The 21,052-nt window shown below is 59.7% G+C and carries 19 protein-coding genes and 1 tRNA gene; 11 read left to right on the top strand and 9 right to left on the bottom strand.

Annotated features, from left to right (window positions below; all coding sequences use genetic code 11):
• The first annotated feature begins 97 nt into the window (after positions 1-97).
• Together A8O26_RS03860 and A8O26_RS03855 are read left to right on the top strand one after the other, a co-directional pair.
• Positions 98-724: a response regulator transcription factor gene (locus A8O26_RS03860; RefSeq protein WP_064116844.1), complete on the top strand. Its 627-nt coding sequence runs from the start codon at positions 98-100 to the stop codon at positions 722-724.
• Between the two features lie 10 nt (positions 725-734).
• Positions 735-3,953, top strand: coding sequence for a transporter substrate-binding domain-containing protein (locus A8O26_RS03855; RefSeq protein ID WP_064116843.1), 3,219 nt, complete (start codon positions 735-737; stop codon positions 3,951-3,953).
• 3 nt (positions 3,954-3,956) lie between these two features.
• Here A8O26_RS03855 and dkgB read toward each other — a convergent pair whose 3' ends face one another.
• Positions 3,957-4,760, bottom strand: coding sequence for a 2,5-didehydrogluconate reductase DkgB (gene dkgB, locus A8O26_RS03850; protein WP_064116842.1), 804 nt, complete (start codon positions 4,758-4,760; stop codon positions 3,957-3,959).
• A gap of 219 nt (positions 4,761-4,979) precedes the next feature.
• A complete protein-coding gene (locus tag A8O26_RS03845) occupies positions 4,980-5,888 on the bottom strand; it encodes a LysR substrate-binding domain-containing protein (RefSeq protein ID WP_064116841.1) in 909 nt (302 codons plus the stop codon).
• 105 nt (positions 5,889-5,993) lie between these two features.
• Between A8O26_RS03845 and A8O26_RS03840 the strand changes: the two genes are divergently transcribed.
• The 4 genes from A8O26_RS03840 to A8O26_RS03825 all read left to right on the top strand — a co-directional run bounded on the left by A8O26_RS03840 (position 5,994) and on the right by A8O26_RS03825 (position 9,975).
• Complete coding sequence (locus A8O26_RS03840) at positions 5,994-6,860, top strand: pirin family protein (RefSeq protein ID WP_064116840.1); 867 nt, start codon at positions 5,994-5,996, stop codon at positions 6,858-6,860.
• A gap of 86 nt (positions 6,861-6,946) precedes the next feature.
• Positions 6,947-7,630, top strand: coding sequence for an isochorismatase family protein (locus A8O26_RS03835; protein ID WP_064116839.1), 684 nt, complete (start codon positions 6,947-6,949; stop codon positions 7,628-7,630).
• Positions 7,631-7,685: 55 nt separating this feature from the next.
• Positions 7,686-8,312, top strand: coding sequence for an isochorismate family cysteine hydrolase YcaC (gene ycaC / locus A8O26_RS03830; protein ID WP_064116838.1), 627 nt, complete (start codon positions 7,686-7,688; stop codon positions 8,310-8,312).
• Positions 8,313-8,532: 220 nt separating this feature from the next.
• On the top strand, positions 8,533-9,975 hold the full coding sequence (locus A8O26_RS03825) for a mechanosensitive ion channel domain-containing protein (RefSeq protein WP_064116837.1): 1,443 nt from the start codon (positions 8,533-8,535) through the stop codon (positions 9,973-9,975).
• A 4-nt stretch (positions 9,976-9,979) separates the two neighbouring features.
• On the opposite strand, the gene A8O26_RS03820 is transcribed toward A8O26_RS03825, so the two are convergent.
• The gene (locus A8O26_RS03820) at positions 9,980-10,555 is read right to left on the bottom strand and encodes a GNAT family N-acetyltransferase (RefSeq protein WP_064116836.1); all 576 of its coding nucleotides are present in this window, start codon (positions 10,553-10,555) and stop codon (positions 9,980-9,982) included.
• A gap of 129 nt (positions 10,556-10,684) precedes the next feature.
• Here A8O26_RS03820 and xth point away from each other — a divergent pair, with 129 nt between their 5' ends.
• Together xth and A8O26_RS03810 are read left to right on the top strand one after the other, a co-directional pair.
• Positions 10,685-11,479, top strand: a complete 795-nt coding sequence (xth, locus tag A8O26_RS03815; protein WP_064116835.1) for an exodeoxyribonuclease III — start codon at positions 10,685-10,687, stop codon at positions 11,477-11,479.
• A gap of 101 nt (positions 11,480-11,580) precedes the next feature.
• On the top strand, positions 11,581-12,414 hold the full coding sequence (locus A8O26_RS03810; protein WP_064116834.1) for an arylamine N-acetyltransferase family protein: 834 nt from the start codon (positions 11,581-11,583) through the stop codon (positions 12,412-12,414).
• On the opposite strand, the gene A8O26_RS03805 is transcribed toward A8O26_RS03810, so the two are convergent.
• Positions 12,411-12,731 (bottom strand): BrnA antitoxin family protein, encoded by a 321-nt coding sequence (locus A8O26_RS03805; RefSeq protein WP_064116833.1) that lies wholly within the window; start codon positions 12,729-12,731, stop codon positions 12,411-12,413. The two genes, A8O26_RS03810 and A8O26_RS03805, sit on opposite strands and share 4 nt — an antisense overlap.
• Before the next feature lie 3 nt (positions 12,732-12,734).
• Positions 12,735-13,019: a BrnT family toxin gene (locus A8O26_RS03800; RefSeq protein ID WP_064116832.1), complete on the bottom strand. Its 285-nt coding sequence runs from the start codon at positions 13,017-13,019 to the stop codon at positions 12,735-12,737.
• A 254-nt stretch (positions 13,020-13,273) separates the two neighbouring features.
• On the opposite strand from A8O26_RS03800, the gene A8O26_RS03795 reads away from it, so the two are divergent.
• Complete coding sequence (locus A8O26_RS03795; RefSeq protein ID WP_064116831.1) at positions 13,274-14,797, top strand: nucleobase:cation symporter-2 family protein; 1,524 nt, start codon at positions 13,274-13,276, stop codon at positions 14,795-14,797.
• A 134-nt stretch (positions 14,798-14,931) separates the two neighbouring features.
• On the opposite strand, the gene A8O26_RS03790 is transcribed toward A8O26_RS03795, so the two are convergent.
• Positions 14,932-15,007, bottom strand: a tRNA-Asn gene (locus A8O26_RS03790).
• A gap of 219 nt (positions 15,008-15,226) precedes the next feature.
• On the opposite strand from A8O26_RS03790, the gene A8O26_RS03785 reads away from it, so the two are divergent.
• Positions 15,227-15,457: a hypothetical protein gene (locus A8O26_RS03785; protein ID WP_064116830.1), complete on the top strand. Its 231-nt coding sequence runs from the start codon at positions 15,227-15,229 to the stop codon at positions 15,455-15,457.
• On the opposite strand, the gene A8O26_RS03780 is transcribed toward A8O26_RS03785, so the two are convergent.
• Both A8O26_RS03780 and A8O26_RS03775 read right to left on the bottom strand, forming a co-directional pair.
• Positions 15,454-15,654 (bottom strand): hypothetical protein, encoded by a 201-nt coding sequence (locus tag A8O26_RS03780; protein ID WP_064116829.1) that lies wholly within the window; start codon positions 15,652-15,654, stop codon positions 15,454-15,456. The genes A8O26_RS03785 and A8O26_RS03780 overlap by 4 nt on opposite strands.
• A gap of 226 nt (positions 15,655-15,880) precedes the next feature.
• Positions 15,881-17,077 carry an amino acid aminotransferase gene (locus A8O26_RS03775; RefSeq protein ID WP_064116828.1) on the bottom strand — a complete coding sequence of 399 codons (1,197 nt, stop codon included), beginning with the start codon at positions 17,075-17,077 and terminating at the stop codon, positions 15,881-15,883.
• Positions 17,078-17,414: 337 nt separating this feature from the next.
• Here A8O26_RS03775 and uvrB point away from each other — a divergent pair, with 337 nt between their 5' ends.
• Positions 17,415-19,430, top strand: coding sequence for an excinuclease ABC subunit UvrB (uvrB, locus tag A8O26_RS03770; protein ID WP_064116827.1), 2,016 nt, complete (start codon positions 17,415-17,417; stop codon positions 19,428-19,430).
• Between the two features lie 114 nt (positions 19,431-19,544).
• On the opposite strand, the gene A8O26_RS03765 is transcribed toward uvrB, so the two are convergent.
• Positions 19,545-21,035, bottom strand: a complete 1,491-nt coding sequence (locus A8O26_RS03765; RefSeq protein WP_172828116.1) for an MDR family MFS transporter — start codon at positions 21,033-21,035, stop codon at positions 19,545-19,547.
• Positions 21,036-21,052: the final 17 nt, after the last annotated feature.

Genomic DNA, 21,052 nt, shown 5'->3' with positions numbered 1-21,052 from the left:
TTCATCTCCCGTTCCGTGCGACATTCTCTGCGCAGCCATTGCGTCAGGATCAGCCAACACCGGTGGCGGCATCATGTCTTTTGTACAGGGAGTGGTCATGAAGTCAGCGCTGATCGTCGATGATCATCCGGTGGTGCGCGCCGCCATCCGCATCGTGCTGCAAGCCGAAGGTTTCAAGATCATCTACGAGGTGTCCAGTGGCAATGAGGTCCTGGCGCTGATTCGTGAGAAAAAACCCCACCTGGTGATTCTCGATCTGCGCTTGCCGGCACTCGACGGGCTGGAGGTGCTGGTACGGATCAAGGCTAACGATCTTGGTTGTCGGGTGCTGGTCTTCAGTTCGCACGACCCGCTGTTCTATCAAGAGCGCTGCCTGCGCGCGGGGGCCATGGCCTACGTAACCAAAACCAATCAGTTGCAACAACTGCACAAGGCCATTCAGGCGGTGATGGCTGGCTACACCTATTTTTCCGCGCTGCCGGAGCATGTCAGCGTACTGACCACCGTGCAGATCACGGAAAAACAGATGATCGATCAGCTCTCCGATCGCGAACTGAGTATTTTCGAGCAGTTGGGGCAGGGCAAATCCAACAAGGCGATTGCCGAGGACATGCACCTGAGCCACAAAACCATCAGCACTTACAAAACCCGCCTGATGAAAAAGCTCGGCGTGTGTTCTGCGGTGCACTTGCGCGATTTCGCCAAGCGCAATCACTTGATCTGAGCCTGTGAACATGAGGCTGGGGTACTTGGTCTGTGGGTTGTGGTTGGGCCTTGTGCTGGTGTGCCGGGCGAGTGAACTCCCGCAGCCACTGCAGGTGCTGACGCGGGCCGGGCCGGACAACGTGCAGGTGCGACTGGATGAGCAGGAGCGGCAATGGCTGCGTCAGCATCCGGTGTTGCGCATGGGCATTTCCGGGCCCGATTACCCGCCGTTCGAAATCACCCGCAATCAGCATGAACTGGAAGGGCTCACGGCAGATTACGCGGATCTGTTGGCGCAACTGCTCGGCATCACCATGGAGGTGCGGCGCTATGCCAATCGGGACGCAGTGATGGCCGCCCTCAAGCGCGGCGATCTCGATCTGTTGGGGACATCCAATCAGTTTGAAATAGCCGACCCGGATTTCATGCTGTCGCGCTCTTACGCTGAAGATCAGCCGATGCTGGTGACCCGGCATGACGAAACGTTGCCCATGGACCTCGCTGGCAAACGTCTGGCCATGGTCGAGGACTATCTGCCGCTGGCGAGTGTGCAGGCGTTTTATCCGCAGGCGCGGGTGCAGCGCTATCCCTCGGCGATGGACGCGCTCGGTGCCGTGGCGTTCGGCGCCGACGATGTCTATCTGGGCGACTTCATCAGCGCCAACTACTTGATCAACACCAATTATCGCAACGACCTGCAACTGGCCGGGCCGTCGGGGCTTGATGCCAATCCGTTCGGCTTTGCAATGTTGCGCAGTGATGTGCGCCTCAAGCGCATTTTCGACAAGGCGTTGGCGGCGATTCCGCTTGAGCATCGCTACCGCATTGAACAACGCTGGAGCGCCGGGCCTGCGGAGATGGCCGAGCAGGCTCGGGTGCAACTCAGCGCCGCCGAACAGCAATGGCTGGAGCAACACCCGTCGGTGCGGGTCGGCGCTATCGAAGATTTCGCGCCACTGACTTTTTTTGATGCGGACGGTCGTTTCAGTGGCCTGTCAGCGCAACTGCTCAGCCTGATCAGCCAGCGCAGCGGGTTGCATTTCGAGATCGTGCGCGGCGGCTCGCTGGATCGCCAGATCGAGCAACTGAAGGCCGGTGAGCTGGATATGTTGCCGGTGGTCACGCCGAGCAGCGAGCGGGAAGCCGAGCTGCAATTCACTCGGGCCTATCTGAACAACCCCTTCGTGCTGGTCAGCGCGGCAACGGCGCAAAGCCCGCGTACGCTTGACGAGCTGAAGGGCAAGCGCCTGGCGATTTATCGCGGACACCCGTTGCGCGGATATCTGCTGGCGCGCGTGCCGGGGATTCGTCTGGTCGAGGTCAAAAGTCCGGCCGAAGGCATGGCGTTGATTGCCAAGGGGCAGGCCGACGCTACGGTGAGTTCGTTACTGGTCGCGCGCTTTCTGATCGCCCGGCAATACCGCGAGCGTTTGCGCATCCTCGGCACTGTCGGCGACCAGCCGGCGCGCATTGCACTGGCGACGACGGCGCAGGCGCCAGCGCTGCATTCGATCCTGAACAAGGCGTTGCTGAGCATCGCCCCACAACAGATGGACGATCTGGTCGAGCGCTGGGGCCACGATGTGGTGGTGGAGGACAGCTATTGGCTGCGGCATCGCCGCACGATTGTGCTGGGGTTTGCCGGTGCGGCAGGCTTGCTGGTACTGGCGCTGGCGTGGATCGGTTTCCAGCGCTGGCAGATCCGCCAGCGCCAGCAATGGCTGCAGCAATTGCAGGAAGCCAAGGAAGCGGCGGACGATGCCAACCGCGCCAAGACCACGTTTCTGGCGACCATGAGCCACGAAATCCGCACGCCGATGAACGCGTTGATCGGCATGCTCGAACTGGCGCTGAAACGTGCCGAAGAAGGTGTCACCGATCGTTTGGCGATTCAGGTGGCGTCCAATGCCGGGCAACAACTGCTGGCCCTGATCGGCGACATTCTCGACATCGCCCGCATCGAAACCGGGCATTTGTCGCTCGCCCCTGAACGCGCCAATCTGCGTGAATTGGTGGTGTCGGTGTGCCGCGTGTTCGAAGGGCTGGCCCGGCAGAAACGCTTGCTCTGGCACATCGACGTCGACGTGCGCAGCGACGTCGATGTACTGATCGATCCGACGCGCTTCAAGCAAGTGCTGTCGAATCTGCTGAGCAACGCGATCAAGTTCACGGAGGAGGGCGAAGTGAGTCTGCGGCTGAAAGTGAGCGCAGTCTCGCCCGAGCGACTGGCGGTGCAAGTGGTCATCGAGGACAGCGGTATCGGCATCAGCGCGCAGGATCGGCAGCGGCTGTTCAGTCCGTTCGTGCAGGCGCGCAACAACACGCAATCGGTGCGCAGTGGTTCCGGGCTGGGGCTGGTGATCAGTCGCAATTTGTGCGAAATGATGGGTGGCACCTTGCGTCTGGACAGCGAGCCAGGCCAGGGCACCCGTGTCGAGGTCAGTCTCGAACTGCCATTGCTGGTCGCACTCGCGCAGCCTTCCAAACCCTCCGAAAGAGTGGCGGCGACCACTTGTTCACTGAGCGTGCTGGTGGTGGACGATCACCCGGTGAACCGTTTGTTGTTGTGCTGGCAATTGAGCGAGCTCGGCCATCGTACGGTCGACACCGAGGATGGTCATGAGGCACTCGAGCGTTGGCGGGCGCAGCCGTTCGATGTGGTCATTACTGACTGCAACATGCCACGGCGCAATGGTTATGAACTCGCCCGGGCCATTCGTGATGAGGAAGCCGCGAGTGCTCGCACGTCGTGCCTGATTCTCGGGTTTACCGCCAATGCGCAGGTCGAGGAGAAAGTCCGTTGTCTTGCCGCCGGCATGGACGAGTGCCTGTTCAAACCGATTCGCCTGCACGATCTGGCGCAGGCTTTGAGTGGCGCCAGCCCTTGTGAGGGGATTGTCGTCGAGGACGATGAAATCGCCCTGGCCGTGCTCGACTTGAGTGCGTTGGAACAAATGGCTGGCAGTGATCACGCGCTGATCGAGCGTCTGCGCGAAGAAGTCTTGAGCAGCCTGAACCACGATTTGCAACGCCTCGACGCCTTCAGTCAGGCGCAGGATGCGGGCGGGCTGAGTGAGCTCGCCCATCACATCAAGGGCGCCGCGCAGATGGTTGGCGCGGCGCGGGTGGTCTTGGCCTGCGACGAGCTGGAGCGGGCATGCGCAGATGCCGAAAGCGTCACGCTGGGCAGCGCGACCGAAACCTTGCGCGAAGCCATGCACGGCCTCGCGCAACGCCTTCAGGCTTGAGCGTCAATCCCAGACCGGCGCGATGCCTTTCGGGCTGGTCAGGCGATGGCCGCGATCGAGCGTGGCGATCTGCGCCATGTCGGCTTCGCTCAACGTCAGCGCAGTGGCGCCGAGATTGCTCTGCAGGTTGGCGCGCTTGGTCGACGACGGAATCACCGCGTAGCCCGACTGCATGGCCCAGGCCAGGGTGACTTGCGCCGGGGTGGCTTGCAGGCGCACGGCGATCTGCTGGATCAGCGGATCGTTCAGCACTTCACCGTAGGCGAGGGTCATGTACGAGGTGATGTGGATGCCCTGGCTTTGGGCGAACTCGACGACTTTGCGGTTTTGCAGGTACGGGTGCAGTTCGATCTGGTGGGTCGCGATGTTTTCGGCACCGACGGCCGCGATGGCCTGTTGCATCAGGTCGATGGTGAAGTTGGACACACCGATCTGCCGGGTCAGGCCCAGGCGCTTGGCTTCCAGCAAGGCGCCCATGAATTCTTCGACCGGTACCTGGTCTTCCGGCGATGGCCAGTGGATCAATGTCAGGTCGAGGTAGTCGGTCTGCAGTTTCTGCAGGCTTTCCTTGAGACTGTCGATCAGACGGTCCTTGGCGAAGTTGGCAATCCAGATCTTGCTGGTGATGAACAGTTCTTCGCGCGGGATACCGCTGGCGGCGATGGCCTGGCCGACATCGGCTTCGTTTTCGTAGATTTGTGCGGTGTCGATGACGCGGTAGCCGAGTTCAAGGGCGGTGCTCACCGAATCGATGACGACCTGGCCTTGCAGGCGAAAAGTACCTAGGCCGAAAGCGGGAACAGACATGTAAGACTCCAGGGGGTGCAGTGGGAATGGGGTCGAGTATCCGCGTGTGCATCCGTGAGAAAAACCGCTGCTGGGGCAAAGCACTGTTGATCAGAAGTCATGAATCAGAATTTTGGATTTTCTGTGTCTGGGCTGGCCTCTTCGCGAGCAGGCTCGCTCCCACATTGGAATGCAGTTTCCTGTGGGAGCGAGCCTGCTCGCGAAGGGCGCACTGCCGATTCAGGCAATGTCGCTGTGGGCAAACTCCTCGCCGAGAAAATCAATCAAGGTGCGCACCGACGGCAGCAACCCGCGTCGCGACGGAAAGATCGCATGCACCACACCGCACTTCGGCGCCCAGCCCGGAATCAACTCCACCACCCGTCCCGCGGCAATGTCCTCGCGCACCACCACACTCGGCAAATGCGCCACGCCAACTCCGGCGATTACTGCCTGACGCAGGGCAATCAAATCATCAGTAACCATCCTCGGCGAATGCCGAATCAGTGCCGTGTTGTCATTTGGCCCGAGCAGTTCCCACTGATATTCGCGCTGCGCCGCGCCCCAGTGCAGGCTCGGCAAACCGTTGAGGTCGGCGGGCGAGGGCGGTGATGACAGGCGTTCGACAAATACCGGGCTGCCGACCACCGATTGCGTGCTGTTGCCCAGCACCTTCATGACCATGTCGGTGTTCTCCAGCGGCGGAAAACGCACGCGCAGGGCGATGTCGAAGCCTTCGTGCAACAGATCGACGCGGCGATTGGTGCTCTCGATGAACAATTCCACCAGCGGGTATTTGAGCATGTAGCGGGTGAGCATCGGCCCGACCCAGGAGTTGAGCAGCGCTGTCGGACAACTCAAGCGCACCAGCCCTTGCGGCTCGGAACGATTGCGTTCGATCAGCTCGGCGGCGCTTTCGGCCTCGACGCGCATGGCCAGGCAGCGCTGGTAATACGCCTGGCCAATTTCGGTCAGCGAGCAATGGCGACTGGTGCGGTGCAGCAAGCGCACGCCAAGGCGTTGTTCCAGTTCGGAAATGCGGCGGCTGAGTTTTGATTTCGGCATGTCCAGCGCGCGCCCGGCGGCGGCGAAACCCTGATGTTCGACCACTTGGGTGAAGTAGTAGAGGGTGTTGAGGTCTTCCACCATCGTTCTCCATATAGAACGCTAAGGCTGATTTTTGCAGTCTAGTGCATTAATGGTCATGGATTTAAGCTTGATCCATCGCATCACTCACCCAATTTGGAGACAACCATGAAAAACATCATCGGTATCTACACCAGCCCGCGCGGCCATTGGGTCGGCGATGGTTTCCCGGTTCGCACGCTGTTTTCCTATGACAACCTGGGCAAACACATCAGCCCGTTCCTGCTGCTTGACCACGCCGGCCCTGCCGATTTCACCCCGACCACCGAACGCCGTGGCGTTGGTCAGCATCCGCACCGTGGTTTCGAAACCGTGACTATCGTTTATGAAGGCGAAGTGCAGCACCGCGATTCGACCGGCAGTGGCGGCGTCATCGGCCCGGGCGATGTGCAATGGATGACCGCCGCTTCCGGGATCCTTCACGAGGAGTTCCACTCGGAACACTTCGCCAAGACTGGCGGCAAACTGGAGATGGTCCAGCTGTGGGTCAACCTGCCGGCCAAGGACAAAATGGCCGCGCCGGGCTACCAGACCATTCTCGACAGCGACATCCCGAGCATCGCGCTCAAGGACAACGCCGGCAGCCTGCGCCTGATCGCCGGTGAGTTCGATGGCCATACCGGCCCGTCGCGCACTTTCACACCGATCGACGTGTGGGACTTGCGCCTGAACGCCGGCAAGTTGCTGACGCTCGATCTGCATGAAGGCCGCAACACCGCGCTGGTGGTGTTGAAAGGCTCGGTGCAGATCAACGGTCTGGAATCGGTGCGCGAAGGGCAGTTGGCGCTGTTCGAACGTGACGGCCATCAGATGACGCTCGAAGCCAGCCAGGACGCGGTGGTGTTGCTGCTCAGCGGAGAGCCGATCGACGAACCGATCGTCGGCCACGGCCCGTTCGTGATGAACACCGAGCAGGAAATCCACCAGGCCTTCGCCGACTTCCAGTCCGGCCGCTTCGGCCAGATGCACGCTTAACGCACCACCACTCCGCTCTACACAGGACGCGTAGGCCGGTTCGCAGGCCAGGGATGGCTGTTGCCTATAGAAAAGAGGAAACGCACATGAACACTGTCAATGCAGCGAACTTCGACGGCCAGAAACCGACCATCGATGCCAGCGACGCAGCGATGCTGCTGATCGACCACCAGAGCGGTCTGTTCCAGATCGTCAAGGACATGGACGTGCCGCAACTGCGCGCCAATGCCATCGCACTGGCCAAAGCCGCGACCCTGTTGAAGATGCCGGTGATCACCACCGCCTCCGTGCCGCAAGGGCCGAACGGGCCGTTGATCCCGGAGATTCACGAAGCAGCGCCGCATGCGCAATACGTGGCGCGCAAAGGCGAAATCAATGCCTGGGACAATCCGGAATTTCACGCAGCGGTCAAAGCTACCGGCAAGAAGACCTTGGTGATCGCCGGAACCCTGACCAGCGTCTGCCTGGCGTTCCCGTCCATCGCCGCCGTGCACGAAGGCTACAAGGTATTTGCCGTGGTCGATGCGTCCGGTAATCACTCGAAACTGGCCACTGATCTGACAGTGGCCCGTTTGGCTCAGGCCGGGGTGGTGCCGATCGACATCATGGCTACGCTTTCCGAGCTGCAAGGCTCGTGGAACCGTCCCGATGCCGAGCAGTGGGCGGCCGTTTACGCCCAGGCCATGCCACATTATCAATTGCTGATCGAGAGCTACCTCAAGGCCCAGCAAGTCGCGAACGAACACGAAGTGCTGGATTCCCAGCGCTGATCGAGTCACCTGAGGCCGACCCCGTCGGCCTCTACCACCCGCGAGGATTACTGCTATGACCACTCAATACAAACGTCTGGACAAGAACAACGCTGCGGTGCTGCTGGTCGATCACCAGGCCGGACTGCTGTCGCTGGTGCGCGACATCGATCCGGACAAATTCAAGAACAACGTGCTGGCGCTGGCCGATCTGGCCAAGTACTTCAAGCTGCCGACGATCCTCACCACCAGTTTCGAAACCGGCCCCAACGGCCCGCTGGTGCCGGAACTCAAGGCACTGTTTCCCGATGCGCCGTACATCGCCCGTCCGGGGCAGATCAACGCCTGGGACAACGAGGATTTCGTCAGGGCGATCAAGGCGACCGGCAAGAAGCAGTTGATCATTGCGGGTGTGGTGACGGAAGTTTGCGTGGCGTTCCCGGCACTGTCGGCGCTGGAAGAGGGCTTCGATGTGTTCGTGGTGACCGATGCCTCAGGCACGTTCAACGAGCTGACTCGCGAATCGGCGTGGAACCGCATGTCCACTGCCGGCGCGCAATTGATGACCTGGTTTGGCCTGGCGTGCGAGTTGCACCGCGACTGGCGCAACGACATCGAAGGCCTGGGCACGCTGTTCTCCAACCACATCCCGGACTACCGCAACCTGTTCACCAGCTACAACAGCCTGACCAACGATAAATAACCTGGGTCACACGCAGTCCCCTGTGGGAGCGAGCCTGCTCGCGAAGGCATCATGTCAGTCGATGCACCTTTGACTGATCGACCGCATTCGCGAGCAGGCTCGCTCCCACATTTGGTTTTGTGGTGTTTTTGCGGGCGTGTTCATCCGCTGAAATCAATTGCTCCTACACTTGCTCAATCTGTGCGATCTTCTCGCGATTGGCCTTCGTCGGAGTTGTTTGATGCTGTCTCTGCTGACCGAACACCCGTTGTTTTGCGCGTTGATCCTGATCCTCCTCGATCTCGGTCTGTGGCGTCTGATCAGCTCCCGTGGCAGCGAGTGGAAACTGCTGGTGCGGGTGCTGATTTTCACCTTGTTCAGCGTCCTGCTGTTCAACGAAGGCCTCAACCCGATGGAACCGGCGCCATGGGCCGACAACGTGCCGCTGCACCTGGCGGCGACCGGGTTGCAGATTGGCTGGTGGCTGTTCGGCGCGCGCACCCTGACGGTGTTGATCGGCGCGGTGATGATGCAACGGGTCGGCCACACCGGGCGATTGTTGCAGGACTTGCTCGGCGCGGTAATTTTCCTCATCGCGATCATTGCGGCGCTGGCCTATGTGCTCGATCTGCCGGTCAAAGGCGTGCTGGCCACCTCCGGGGCCTTGGCGATCATCGTCGGTCTGGCCTTGCAGAGTACGCTCAGCGACGTGTTCTCCGGGATCGTCCTCAACACCACCAAGCCTTATCAACTGGATGACTGGATCTCCATCGACGGCACCGAAGGTCGGGTCACCGACATCGACTGGCGCGCCACGCGTTTGCAGACCAGTCAGGGCAGCATGGCGGTGATTCCGAACTCGTTGGCGGCCAAAGCGAAGATCATCAACTTCAGTCGGCCGAGCAATATGTTTGGCGTCGCGGTCAGTGTGCAAGTCAGCCCGCATGCGCGACCCAATTCGGTGATCGATGCACTGGAGCGAGCGATGCAGGGTTGTCGGCAACTGCTCGACACACCGGCGCCGAGCGTAGCGCTGAAAAGCTCCGGCAGCAGTGGTGCGGAATACGAGATCAGCGGATTTGTCGCTTCAATGGGTGAGAAGCGCGTGGTGCGCAATCAACTGTTTGACCTGGCGTACCGGCACTTGCAGGCGTCCGGGGTCAATCTGCTGTCGAGCGATGAAAGCGCTGCACCGACCAACCTGTCGCGGCCACGGGCATTGCTCGACAGTTCGCCAATCTTCTCGACTTTGCGTCAGGAAGAGAAAGACACCTTCAGTCAGAACATGAGTCTGCAGACGTTCCGGGTCGGGGAGACGATCCTTGAGGCGGGGGAGGTCAGCGATCACTTGTTCATTATCGAATCAGGTGTGGTCACGGTGACGTTGACGCGCCATGGCTCGCCGTTCGAGTCCGGACGCATGGGCCCGGGTGAAGTCATCGGCGAGGCGGGCATTCTTTCCGATTCGTCTGTACCCGCGACGTTTGCCGCGAAGACTTTCTGCGCCCTCTACCGCATCGAAAAGACTTACCTGAAACCGTGCCTCGATGCGCGCCACGACATCAACGACGCAATGAAAGCCTTGCTCGACTACCGCTTGCACAAGGCGCAGTCGCTGACCGAGGAAGCGCCGGTGGTGGTGGCGAAAAAAGGCTTTCTGCAATGGCTGCGCAGTCGCGCCTGAAGGGTCAGGCGCCGAGTTTCTGCTCCAGGTGCAAGCGCACCTGCGGCCACTCGTCGTCGATGATGCTGAACCGCACCGAGTTGCGCTTGCGCCCGTCCGGCATGATCCGCTCATGCCGGACAATGCCTTCCTGCTGCGCGCCAAGGCGCAGGATCGCGTTGCGCGACTTTTGATTGTTCTCGTCGGTGGTGAACTGCACGCGCACGCAATCGAGCACCTCGAAGGCGTGGCGCAGCATCAGGTACTTGGCTTCGGTGTTGACGAAGGATTTTTGCCAGCTCGCCGAAATCCAGCTGCTGCCGATCTCAAGTTTGCGATTGAGCGGGTCGATCTTCCAGAAACGCGTTGAGCCGATCACTTCACCGCTGTCCTTCAGCACAATGACGAACGGCATCACCGTGCCGGCGTCACGGCCGTCGAGGGCTTTTTTCAGATAGCTGTCGACGGTGCTTGCTGAAGGCACGACCGTGACGGTGAGGTTCCACAACTCGCCATCGGCGGCAGCGTGGAGCAGGGCGGCGGCATCTGAATACTGAAGCGGGCGCAGAAGGATGCGCTGACCTTGCAGCGGGGTTTGCATGGGATTCAGGTCTCGGCGGTGCGGGCGAATGGCGAGGGCCTATTACGCCGCACCGGGTGGATCCGATGCAACCGGCGTGATGTTCACGCGGTCACAATTTTCACAGCCCATGGGCAGGAGCCTCAGTTGATGAAAAACCTGCGGATTGCCACCTACAACGTCAACGGTTTACGCGCGCGTTTGCCGAATCTGCTGGATTGGCTCAAGCGTGAGCAACCGGACATTGCCTGCCTGCAAGAACTCAAATCGGTCGACACGGCATTCCCCGCCGCCGAACTGGAAGCCGCCGGTTACGGCGCGATCTGGCAAGGCCAGGCCTCGTGGAACGGCGTGGCGATTCTCGCCCGCGACGCGCAACCGCTGGAGAGCCGCCGCGGACTGCCCGGCGATCCTGATGACAAGCACAGCCGTTATCTGGAAGCGGCGGTGCACGGCGTGCTGGTCGGTTGCCTGTACCTGCCCAACGGCAATCCGCAACCGGGGCCCAAATTCGATTACAAGCTGGCCTGGTTCGAACGGCTGATCAGTTACGCGAAAGACCTGCAAAGCAGTGATCACCCGGTGGTGCTGGCCGGTGATTACAACGTCGTGCCGACCGACATGGACATCTACAACACCCGTTCCTGGCTCAAGGATGCGTTGCTGCAACCGCAGAGCCGCGCCTGTTATCAACGCTTGCTTGATCAGGGCTGGACCGATTCGCTGCGGCATTTGTATCCCGAGGACCGTCTCTACACGTTTTGGGATTACTTCCGTCAGCACTGGCAAACCAATTCCGGCCTGCGCATCGATCATCTGCTGCTCAACCCGGCGCTGAGTCCGTATTTGCACGAAGCCGGGGTCGACGCCTGGGTGCGCAACGAACCGCACGCCAGTGATCATGCGCCGACGTGGATACGCATCGGTTCACGCAAAAAACGCTAGCGGGCGATTGGCGAAATCAATTGTCGAAAACCGTGCCCGATCCCGTATACATGGCGACCATCAACGCAGTGAACTGCGGCCCCATGCATAAGGATCGAGCAATGAGTGAGCCACGCCTGACGAATCTGAAGCTGTACCTGCAACGTCTGGGTTTTGATGCACCGCCAGCGCCGACGCTGGAAAACTTGCGGCTGCTGCAATGGCGCCACACCGGAGTATTTCCTTTCGAGAATCTGGCGACGATTACTGGCGCACCGGTGCTGATCGATTTACCGTCCATTGAAGAAAAAATCCTGCTCGGCGGTCGCGGTGGTTACTGCTACGAACTGAATAATTTGTTCTTCACCCTGCTGCTTGAGCTGGGCTTCGACGCTCGCGCCATCAGCGGTCGCGTGGTGATGAATCAGCCGGAAGGTAGCTGGACGGCGCGCACGCACCGCTTGAGTCTGGTCACGCTGGACGGTGTGCGTTACATCACCGACGTCGGCTTCGGTGGCATGGTGCCGACGGCGCCGCTGCTTCTCGATACCGAGGCAGAACAAACTACCCCGCACGAACCCTATCGCATCGACAAACAAGCCGATGGCTACATGCTGCAGGCCAACGTCGCGGGCGAATGGCGATCGATGTATCTGTTTGATCTACAGCGTCAGGAAGACATCGATTTCACCATCGGCAACTGGTACGTCTCGGCCCATCCCGACTCTCCGTTTACCCAACGCCTGATGGCGGCGCGTACCGGTGATGGCTGGCGCAAAACGCTCAACAACGGCAGTTTCGCTCTTCATCGCATGGGCGCAAGCAGCGAGCGGCGCGAAATCACCGAGGTGGCGGCATTGATCGAACTGCTGGAGCGAGAATTCGACATTCACCTGCCGGACGTGCCGCATACACGGCATTCCCTCGAACGAATGATCTTACCGGCCAAAGCCTAAGGCTTGGCATCGGGTTCCAGCACCCGGCGAATTTCCCCGGCCGCTGCCGACAATTTTTTCTCAATACTCTTGAGGTCGGCGGCGGTAATGCCCTTGCCGAAATGCAGCGGGTCGACCTGATCCTGCTTTTCAGCATCGAGCAAGGCATGGCGCAGCGTGTTGTTGATCACCGTCTGATAACCAAATCCCTCGTTTTCCGCCACCGTGCGTGCGGCGTCGATGACGGCATCGTCGAGCATTATAGTGATGCGCGTTTTGCCCTTGGTGGGCGCCACAGCGCCGCGTTTGCCTTGGGAGAAGTCATATTCGTCTTTCATTGGTCAAGCCTCCAGAAAATAGGCGCAACGCTCGCCCGGTGTGGCGACACGTGCAGAAATAATTCGAACGACATTCGGCTCGCGATAACTGTATGCGACGACCAGCAAGCGTCCCTTGGCGTCGAGACCGAGAGTGATCCAGCGTTGTTCGTCATGGTCGTTGTCTTCAACAGTTATTGCTCGTTCGTCGTAAAAGACCACTTCGGTCTGGGCGAGGCTGATGCCCCTGTGCTTGAGTTTGTTGGCTGCGTTCTTGCTTTTGTCGAACTGAATATCGATTAACTGCATTATGCATACTTTATATGTATAAAAAAGACTGCGGCCGCACCGTCGGTCGCCATGAACACTTCAGCCTATTGGTCGTTGGCGCAGATGCAGGTAGGGATGTGTTGCCGGATTTGTGGGGGATACAAGCGGCGGTATAGAAGGTTGGGTGGCTACCTATCCATTATGTGACTGACAAGTTGTATACAACTCTATGGACATTTGTCACGAGTATTGAATACAGTGTGCGCATAACAAAAACCAGGGAACCCCCCACCATGAAAACGCCCCATGTTTCACACCAACGGCCCGAGGATGAAAATCTCGGGGTCGGCGCGAATATGGCTTACGGCCTGCAACATGTTCTGACCATGTACGGCGGTATCGTTGCGGTGCCACTGATCATCGGCCAGGCGGCCGGCCTGTCGCCGGCGGATATTGGTTTGCTGATTGCTGCTTCATTGTTTGCGGGGGGGCTGGCGACACTGCTGCAAACCCTGGGTCTACCGTTTTTTGGCTGTCAGTTGCCGCTGGTACAGGGCGTGTCGTTCTCCGGTGTTGCGACCATGGTCGCGATCGTCAGCAGTGGCGGGGAGGGCGGTTTCCAGTCGGTGCTTGGCGCGGTGATTGCGGCCTCCTTGATCGGCTTGCTGATCACGCCAGTGTTCTCGCGCATCACCAAGTTCTTCCCACCCTTGGTCACCGGCATTGTGATCACCACCATCGGCCTGACGCTGATGCCGGTGGCCGCACGCTGGGCGATGGGCGGCAACAGCCACGCGCCGGACTTCGGCAGCATGCAGAACATCGGTCTGGCGGCAGTAACGCTGGTGCTGGTGTTGCTGCTGAGCAAAGTCGGCAGCTCGACCATCTCGCGTCTGTCGATCCTGTTGGCCATGGTGATCGGCACGGTGTTGGCGGTGTTCCTCGGCATGGCGGATTTCTCCAGCGTCACCACCGGGCCGATGTTCGGCTTCCCGACGCCGTTCCACTTCGGCATGCCGACTTTCCACTTCGCCGCGATCCTGTCGATGTGCATCGTGGTCATGGTGACTTTGGTGGAAACCTCCGCTGATATCCTCGCGGTCGGTGAAATCATCGGCACCAAAGTCGACTCCAAGCGTCTGGGCAATGGCCTGCGCGCTGACATGCTGTCGAGCATGTTTGCGCCGATCTTCGGTTCCTTCACCCAGAGCGCCTTCGCCCAGAACGTCGGGCTGGTGGCCGTGACCGGGATCAAGAGCCGTTACGTGGTGGCCACTGGCGGTGTGTTCCTGGTGATCCTCGGTTTGCTGCCCTTCATGGGCCGGGTCATCGCGGCGGTACCGACTTCGGTACTCGGCGGCGCCGGTATCGTGCTGTTTGGCACTGTGGCGGCGAGTGGTATTCGGACGCTGTCGAAAGTTGATTACCGCAACAACGTCAACCTGATCATCGTCGCCACCTCGATCGGTTTCGGCATGATCCCGATTGCTGCGCCGAACTTCTACGATCACTTCCCAAGCTGGTTCGCGACCATTTTCCACTCGGGCATCAGCTCGTCGGCGATCATGGCGATTCTGCTCAACCTGGCGTTCAACCACTTCACGGCCGGTAACTCCGATCAACAGTCGGTGTTTGCCGCGGCAGAGGAGCGGACCCTGCGCTATCGCGATCTGGCGGCGCTGCGTGAAGGCGATTATTTCAGCGACGGCAAACTGCACGACTGCGACGGCAAGGAAGTGCCGGTGATCGAGCCTGATGACCACGATCATGGGCATGGTGCGCCGAAGGTGCAGGTGAGACCCAGCGAGCACGTCTGACGACTGCGCCTGAATAGAAAAGGGCCGATCTGTTAAACACAGGTCGGCCCTTTTTCGTTTGTAGATCAATAGGTGATCTTTTCGAGCGCCCACAAAAAAGCCCCTGAATCTTTCGATTCAGGGGCTTTGCTATTTGGCTCCACAACCTGGACTCGAACCAGGGACCCAATGATTAACAGTCATTTGCTCTACCAACTGAGCTATTGCGGAATTGGTGCGTATGTTACTGATTCAAAAAGAGAAGTCAAGCACCGGTTGCAAAAATGAGTGAATTTTCGGGATGGATGGCGGTTTGTCAGCGATTGGCGGTTACCAGAACCGTAGCAGAGGTCTACCATGGCCGCCCGGAAGTGGTCACACGCGCTGCCGGCCATTCGCCGAAAAGGTACGCGCCATGAATGAATCAACCCGCAACAGCGCGGTGCTCGCATGAGCATTGCGCAAATCAGTCTGCCCAAAGGCGTCGGTCCCCACGCCGAAAAGCTCTTCGACGCAATCACCCAGGCCAGCACCGCCGAGGAATTGAACCGCGCTGGCGGCAAGGCCGAAGGGTTCGTCCTCGGTCTGGAGAGCACCAAGGCGATCAAGAGCCAGATCGCCGAATCGCTATACGTCGTTTACGACGATGCCGCGACTCAGCGCGCGAGCGAATTGGCTTAACTGCCGAAAGTAATCGTTCCGAGCAGCAATTTGGCGTACGCCGCTGTGGCTGCCAGTTGCACCAGCCACAGCGCCAGACCGCCGAGAAACACCCCGGCGGCGACTTGCAGCACCAGGCTTTTTTCGCGTTTGGCCGAGGTGCGAGGGATGAAGTCATCCAGATCGTCACGGTCGGCGCGCAGGTTGTCGTTTTTCATTTGGGTTCTCTCAAAAATCTCGGATGTACGCATAACCTGTGGGAGCGAGCCTGCTCGCGAATGCGGTTTGTCTGTCAACAATGATGGCGACTGACCCACCGCATTCGCGAGCAGGCTCGCTCCCACTCTTCAGATTTGTGTGCAGTTTAGAGGGAATGTGGCATTCCTTCGGACAAATAAAAAACGGGAAGCCCCAAGGCTTCCCGTTTTTCACCACGCAGCGTGATCAGATGACCTGAACGATCGCATCCGTCACAGCCTTGATGTTGCTCTGGTTCAGCGCAGCCACGCAGATGCGGCCGGTGTCCAAGGCGTAGATGCCGAACTCGTTACGCAGGCGATGAACCTGTTCAGTGGTCAGGCCGGAGTAGGAGAACATCCCGCGCTGGCGACCGACGAAGCTGAAGTCGCGGCCCGGGGCTTTCTCTGCCAGCAGATCAACCATCTGCGTACGCATGCCACGAATGCGCAGACGCATTTCAGCCAGTTCGGCTTCCCACTGTGCGCGCAGTTCCGGGCTGTTCAACACCGCAGCAACGATGCTCGCACCGTGGGTTGGCGGGTTGGAGTAGTTGGTACGGATAACGCGTTTGACTTGCGACAGTACGCGCGCGCTTTCTTCTTTCGACTCGCTGATGATCGACAGCGCGCCAACACGCTCGCCGTACAGCGAGAACGACTTGGAGAACGAGCTCGAGACGAAGAAAGTCAGACCGGATTCTGCGAACAGGCGCACGGCGGCGGCGTCTTCGTCGATACCGTCACCGAAACCCTGGTAAGCCATGTCGAGGAACGGCACGTGGCCCTTGGCCTTGACCACTTCCAGCACGTTGTTCCAGTCCGCCGGAGTCAGGTCGACGCCGGTCGGGTTGTGGCAGCAAGCGTGGAGGATAACGATCGAGCCGTTCGGCAGGGCGTTGAGGTCTTCGAGCATGCCAGCACGATTTACGTCATGGGTAGCAGCGTCGTAGTAGCGATAGTTCTGCACCGGGAAACCGGCGGTTTCGAACAGCGCGCGGTGGTTTTCCCAGCTCGGGTCGCTGATTGCCACAACGGCGTTCGGCAGCAGTTGCTTGAGGAAGTCGGCACCGATTTTCAGTGCGCCGGTCCCGCCGACGGCCTGAGTGGTGATGACGCGACCGGCGCTGATCAGCGGCGAGTCGTTGCCGAACAGCAGCTTTTGCACAGCCTGGTCGTAGGCAGCGATGCCATCGATCGGCAGGTAACCGCGCGAAGCGTGTTGAGCGACGCGAATCGTCTCGGCTTCGATTACAGCGCGCAGAAGTGGAATTCGCCCCTCTTCGTTGCAGTAAACACCCACGCCCAGGTTGACCTTGGTGGTCCGGGTATCGGCGTTGAATGCTTCGTTGAGGCCCAGGATTGGATCGCGGGGTGCCATTTCGACAGCGGAGAACAGGCTCATTATTACGGCGGCTCTGAATGGAGTGTGGAGGGACGTGTGGCGCTCCAGCCGAATGCACTAGAGCGGTGCACAAACGGGGAGCTAGTATAGAGGCCATTACTGAGCGATGGCGACAGGCGAATCGGCTTTTCAGGCAAGTTTTTCCGATTATTTCTTGACCGTTAGTCGATTGCTCGTGTCAGAGTCTTTACCGGATGTAGGACGTTTGCCTTGAAACAGCGGGCAATCGCCACCACATTGAGCACAATCCAGCTTTTTTCTTGCGCGACATCGGTCGTTTGCGGTCGTCCCCGTGGTGCTCCGCTTTGCTCGGAATGCCGCGATCCCAGAGGTGTGTATGTCCGAATTCCAGCTTGTCACCCGCTTCGAGCCCGCCGGCGATCAGCCGGAAGCCATTCGCCAACTGGTGGAGGGCATTGAAGCCGGGCTGGCGCACCAGACGCTGCTCGGTGTGACCGGCTCGGGCAAGACCTTCAGCATCGCCAATGTCATCTCGCAGATACAGCGCCCGACGCTGGTGCTGGCGCCGAACAAAACCCTGGCTGCGCAGTTGTACGGCGAGTTCAAGGCGTTTTTCCCGAACAACGCCGTCGAATATTTCGTTTCCTATTACGACTACTACCAGCCCGAGGCCTACGTGCCGTCGTCCGACACCTTCATCGAGAAGGATGCGTCGATCAACGACCACATCGAGCAGATGCGTCTGTCAGCGACCAAGGCGTTGCTGGAGCGCAAGGACGCGATCATCGTCACCACGGTGTCGTGCATCTACGGTCTCGGTAGCCCGGAAACCTATTTGAAGATGGTCTTGCACGTCGATCGCGGCGACAAACTCGATCAGCGCGCACTGCTGCGGCGTTTGGCCGACCTGCAATACACCCGCAATGACATGGATTTTGCCCGCGCGACTTTCCGTGTGCGCGGCGATGTGATCGACATTTACCCGGCAGAATCCGATCTGGAAGCGATCCGCATCGAGCTGTTCGATGACGAGGTTGAAAGCATTTCCGCATTCGATCCGCTGACCGGCGAAGTCATCCGCAAGATGCCGCGCTTCACCTTTTACCCGAAGAGCCACTATGTGACGCCACGGGAAACCCTGCTCGACGCCATTGAACACATCAAGGTCGAATTGCAGGAACGCCTCGAATATCTGCGCAGCAACAACAAACTGGTCGAAGCCCAGCGTCTGGAACAGCGCACCCGCTTCGACCTGGAAATGATCCTCGAACTGGGTTACTGCAACGGCATTGAAAACTACTCGCGTTATCTGTCCGGACGTCCGGCCGGTGCCGCGCCGCCGACCCTTTACGATTACCTGCCGGCGGATGCCTTGCTGGTGATCGACGAATCCCACGTCAGCGTGCCGCAGGTCGGCGCGATGTATAAGGGCGACCGTTCGCGTAAGGAAACCCTCGTCGAATACGGCTTCCGTTTGCCTTCCGCGCTGGACAACCGGCCGATGCGGTTTGACGAGTGGGAAGGGGTCAGCCCGCAGACCATTTTCGTCTCGGCGACGCCAGGCAACTATGAAGCCGAGCACGCCGGGCGCGTGGTCGAGCAAGTGGTGCGGCCGACCGGTCTGGTCGACCCACAGGTTGAAGTGCGTCCGGCACTGACTCAGGTCGACGATCTGCTCTCGGAAATCGGTAAGCGCGTGGCGGTCGAGGAGCGGGTGCTGGTCACCACCTTGACCAAGCGCATGGCCGAAGACCTTACCGATTACCTCGCCGACCACGGCGTGCGCGTGCGTTATCTGCACTCGGACATCGACACCGTTGAGCGCGTGGAAATCATCCGTGACCTGCGCCTCGGCACCTTCGACGTGCTGGTCGGGATCAACTTGCTGCGCGAAGGGCTGGACATGCCGGAAGTGTCGCTGGTGGCGATTCTCGACGCAGACAAGGAGGGCTTCCTGCGCTCCGAGCGTTCACTGATCCAGACCATTGGCCGCGCTGCACGTAACCTCAATGGCCGGGCGATTCTCTACGCTGATCGCATGACCGGTTCGATGGAGCGGGCGATTGGCGAGACCGAGCGTCGTCGCGACAAGCAGATCGCCTTCAACCTGGAAAACGGCATCACCCCGCGTGGTGTGATCAAGGATGTCGCCGACATCATGGAAGGCGCCACCGTGCCGGGCTCGCGCAGCAAGAAGCGCAAGGGCATGGCCAAAGCCGCCGAAGAAAACGCCAAGTACGAAGCCGAACTGCGCTCGCCGAGCGAGATCACCAAACGTATTCGTGCGCTGGAAGAGAAGATGTATCAGCTGGCGCGGGATCTGGAGTTCGAAGCGGCGGCGCAGATGCGTGATGAGATTGCCAAATTGCGCGAGCGGCTTTTGGCTGTTTGATCTTCATTGCCTGAGCGGGCCTCTTCGCGAGCAGGCTCGCGCCCACCTTGGATCTGTGTCGTTCACAAATCCCCTGTGGGAGCGAGCCTGCTCGCGAATGGAGGCAACGCGGTCTCAATGGGATTCCCCAGCCTTCAACCCTTGTGGCAATTTCTTGGTCAGCAAAATCGCCAACATACTGATTCCCAGCGCAATCCCGACAAAGTGAAACGCATCGTTGTACGCCATGATCGCCGCCTGCTGATGGACGATTTCACTCAACTTGCCCAGCGCCGCCGTGTCATTGCCAAACCGATCGGTCATCGACGCCAATCGCTCGGCCACCTGCGGGTTGGTCGGCACCACCGCCTCGCGCAAATAATCGAAGTAAGTCTTGGTGCGCGCATCCAGCAGCGTCGCCAGCAGGGCAATGCCGATCGCACCGCCAAGGTTACGCAGGATATTGAACAGACTCGACGCCGAGCCCGCGTCCTGCGGCAGAATGTACGCCGTGGCGATCAGCGAAATGGTCACCATGATCAATGGCTGCCCCAGAGCCCGAATGATCTGGATCTGATTGAACTGCGGCCCGGCAAAGTCGGGATTGAGCACGCCGGATGAAAAACTCGCCAACCCGAATAGCCCGAACCCCAAGGTGCACAGCCACTTCGGCGAAATGAACTTCATCAACTTCGGCACCAGCGGAATCAGGAACAGCTGCGGCACGCCCATCCACATGATCACTTCGCCGATCTGCAAGGCGTTGTAGTTCTGGATCTGCGCCAGATACAGCGGCAACAGATAGATCGAACCGTACAACCCGACACCCATGCCCAGGCTGGAAATACTCGACAGACCGAAGTTGCGATTGCGCAGGATCCCGAGGTTGATCAGCGGATTGGGTTTGGAAATCTGCACGATGACGAAGGTGATCAGGCTTACTAGCGCGATGCTGCCCAGCGTCACGATCAGGCTCGATTCGAGCCAGTCCTTGCGATGACCTTCTTCCAGAAACACCTGCAAGCAACCGAGGCCAATCCCTAGCGTGAGGATGCCGGTGTAGTCGGTGCTTTTCAGCAGTTCCCAGTGCGCTTCTTTCTTCTCCAGTCCGTACATCAAACCGGCGATCATGATCAGGCCCGGTGGAATGTTGATATAGAAGATGTATTCCCAGCCCCAGTTTTCCGTGAGCCAGCCGCCCAGCGTCGGGCCGATTGACGGCGCGAACGTCGCGGTCATGGCGAACATCGCCATGCCTTTGGCGCGATGGTGTTCGGGGAGTTTGATCAGGGTCAGGGTGAACGCCAGCGGGATCAGCGCGCCGCCGGTGAAGCCCTGCATGGCGCGGAAAACGATCATGCTCTCCAGGCTCCAGGCCATCGAGCACAGCAACGAAGACACCAGAAACCCCAGCGACACCCACACGGCCAGGCGCCGCGCCGACAGCAGTTGCACCAGCCACGCGGTCAGCGGAATCATGATGATTTCCGCGACCAGGTACGACGTGGAAATCCACGAACCTTCTTCCAGCGTCGCCGACAGCGCGCCCTGAATATCTTTCAGCGAAGAGTTGGTGATCTGGATGTCGAGCACGGCCATGAAGGCGCCGAGCATCACGCTCATCACCGCAATCCAATCGCGCC

Source organism: Pseudomonas fluorescens, assembly GCF_001648775.1.
Classification (GTDB): Bacteria; Pseudomonadota; Gammaproteobacteria; order Pseudomonadales; family Pseudomonadaceae; genus Aquipseudomonas; species Aquipseudomonas fluorescens_M.
This window is presented reverse-complemented; position numbering and strand designations above follow the sequence as displayed.

Coding starts and splice junctions, on each gene's coding strand:
- xth (WP_064116835.1), top strand. CDS start 10,685: ATGAAAAACCTGCGGATTGCCACCTACAACGTCAACGGTTTACGCGCG.
- uvrB (WP_064116827.1), top strand. CDS start 17,415: ATGTCCGAATTCCAGCTTGTCACCCGCTTCGAGCCCGCCGGCGATCAG.
- A8O26_RS03840 (WP_064116840.1), top strand. CDS start 5,994: ATGAAAAACATCATCGGTATCTACACCAGCCCGCGCGGCCATTGGGTC.
- A8O26_RS03795 (WP_064116831.1), top strand. CDS start 13,274: ATGAAAACGCCCCATGTTTCACACCAACGGCCCGAGGATGAAAATCTC.
- A8O26_RS03810 (WP_064116834.1), top strand. CDS start 11,581: ATGAGTGAGCCACGCCTGACGAATCTGAAGCTGTACCTGCAACGTCTG.
- A8O26_RS03820 (WP_064116836.1), bottom strand. CDS start 10,555: ATGCAAACCCCGCTGCAAGGTCAGCGCATCCTTCTGCGCCCGCTTCAG.
- A8O26_RS03835 (WP_064116839.1), top strand. CDS start 6,947: ATGAACACTGTCAATGCAGCGAACTTCGACGGCCAGAAACCGACCATC.
- A8O26_RS03775 (WP_064116828.1), bottom strand. CDS start 17,077: ATGAGCCTGTTCTCCGCTGTCGAAATGGCACCCCGCGATCCAATCCTG.
- A8O26_RS03785 (WP_064116830.1), top strand. CDS start 15,227: ATGAGCATTGCGCAAATCAGTCTGCCCAAAGGCGTCGGTCCCCACGCC.
- dkgB (WP_064116842.1), bottom strand. CDS start 4,760: ATGTCTGTTCCCGCTTTCGGCCTAGGTACTTTTCGCCTGCAAGGCCAG.
- A8O26_RS03855 (WP_064116843.1), top strand. CDS start 735: ATGAGGCTGGGGTACTTGGTCTGTGGGTTGTGGTTGGGCCTTGTGCTG.
- ycaC (WP_064116838.1), top strand. CDS start 7,686: ATGACCACTCAATACAAACGTCTGGACAAGAACAACGCTGCGGTGCTG.
- A8O26_RS03860 (WP_064116844.1), top strand. CDS start 98: ATGAAGTCAGCGCTGATCGTCGATGATCATCCGGTGGTGCGCGCCGCC.
- A8O26_RS03845 (WP_064116841.1), bottom strand. CDS start 5,888: ATGGTGGAAGACCTCAACACCCTCTACTACTTCACCCAAGTGGTCGAA.
- A8O26_RS03805 (WP_064116833.1), bottom strand. CDS start 12,731: ATGAAAGACGAATATGACTTCTCCCAAGGCAAACGCGGCGCTGTGGCG.
- A8O26_RS03780 (WP_064116829.1), bottom strand. CDS start 15,654: ATGAAAAACGACAACCTGCGCGCCGACCGTGACGATCTGGATGACTTC.
- A8O26_RS03825 (WP_064116837.1), top strand. CDS start 8,533: ATGCTGTCTCTGCTGACCGAACACCCGTTGTTTTGCGCGTTGATCCTG.
- A8O26_RS03800 (WP_064116832.1), bottom strand. CDS start 13,019: ATGCAGTTAATCGATATTCAGTTCGACAAAAGCAAGAACGCAGCCAAC.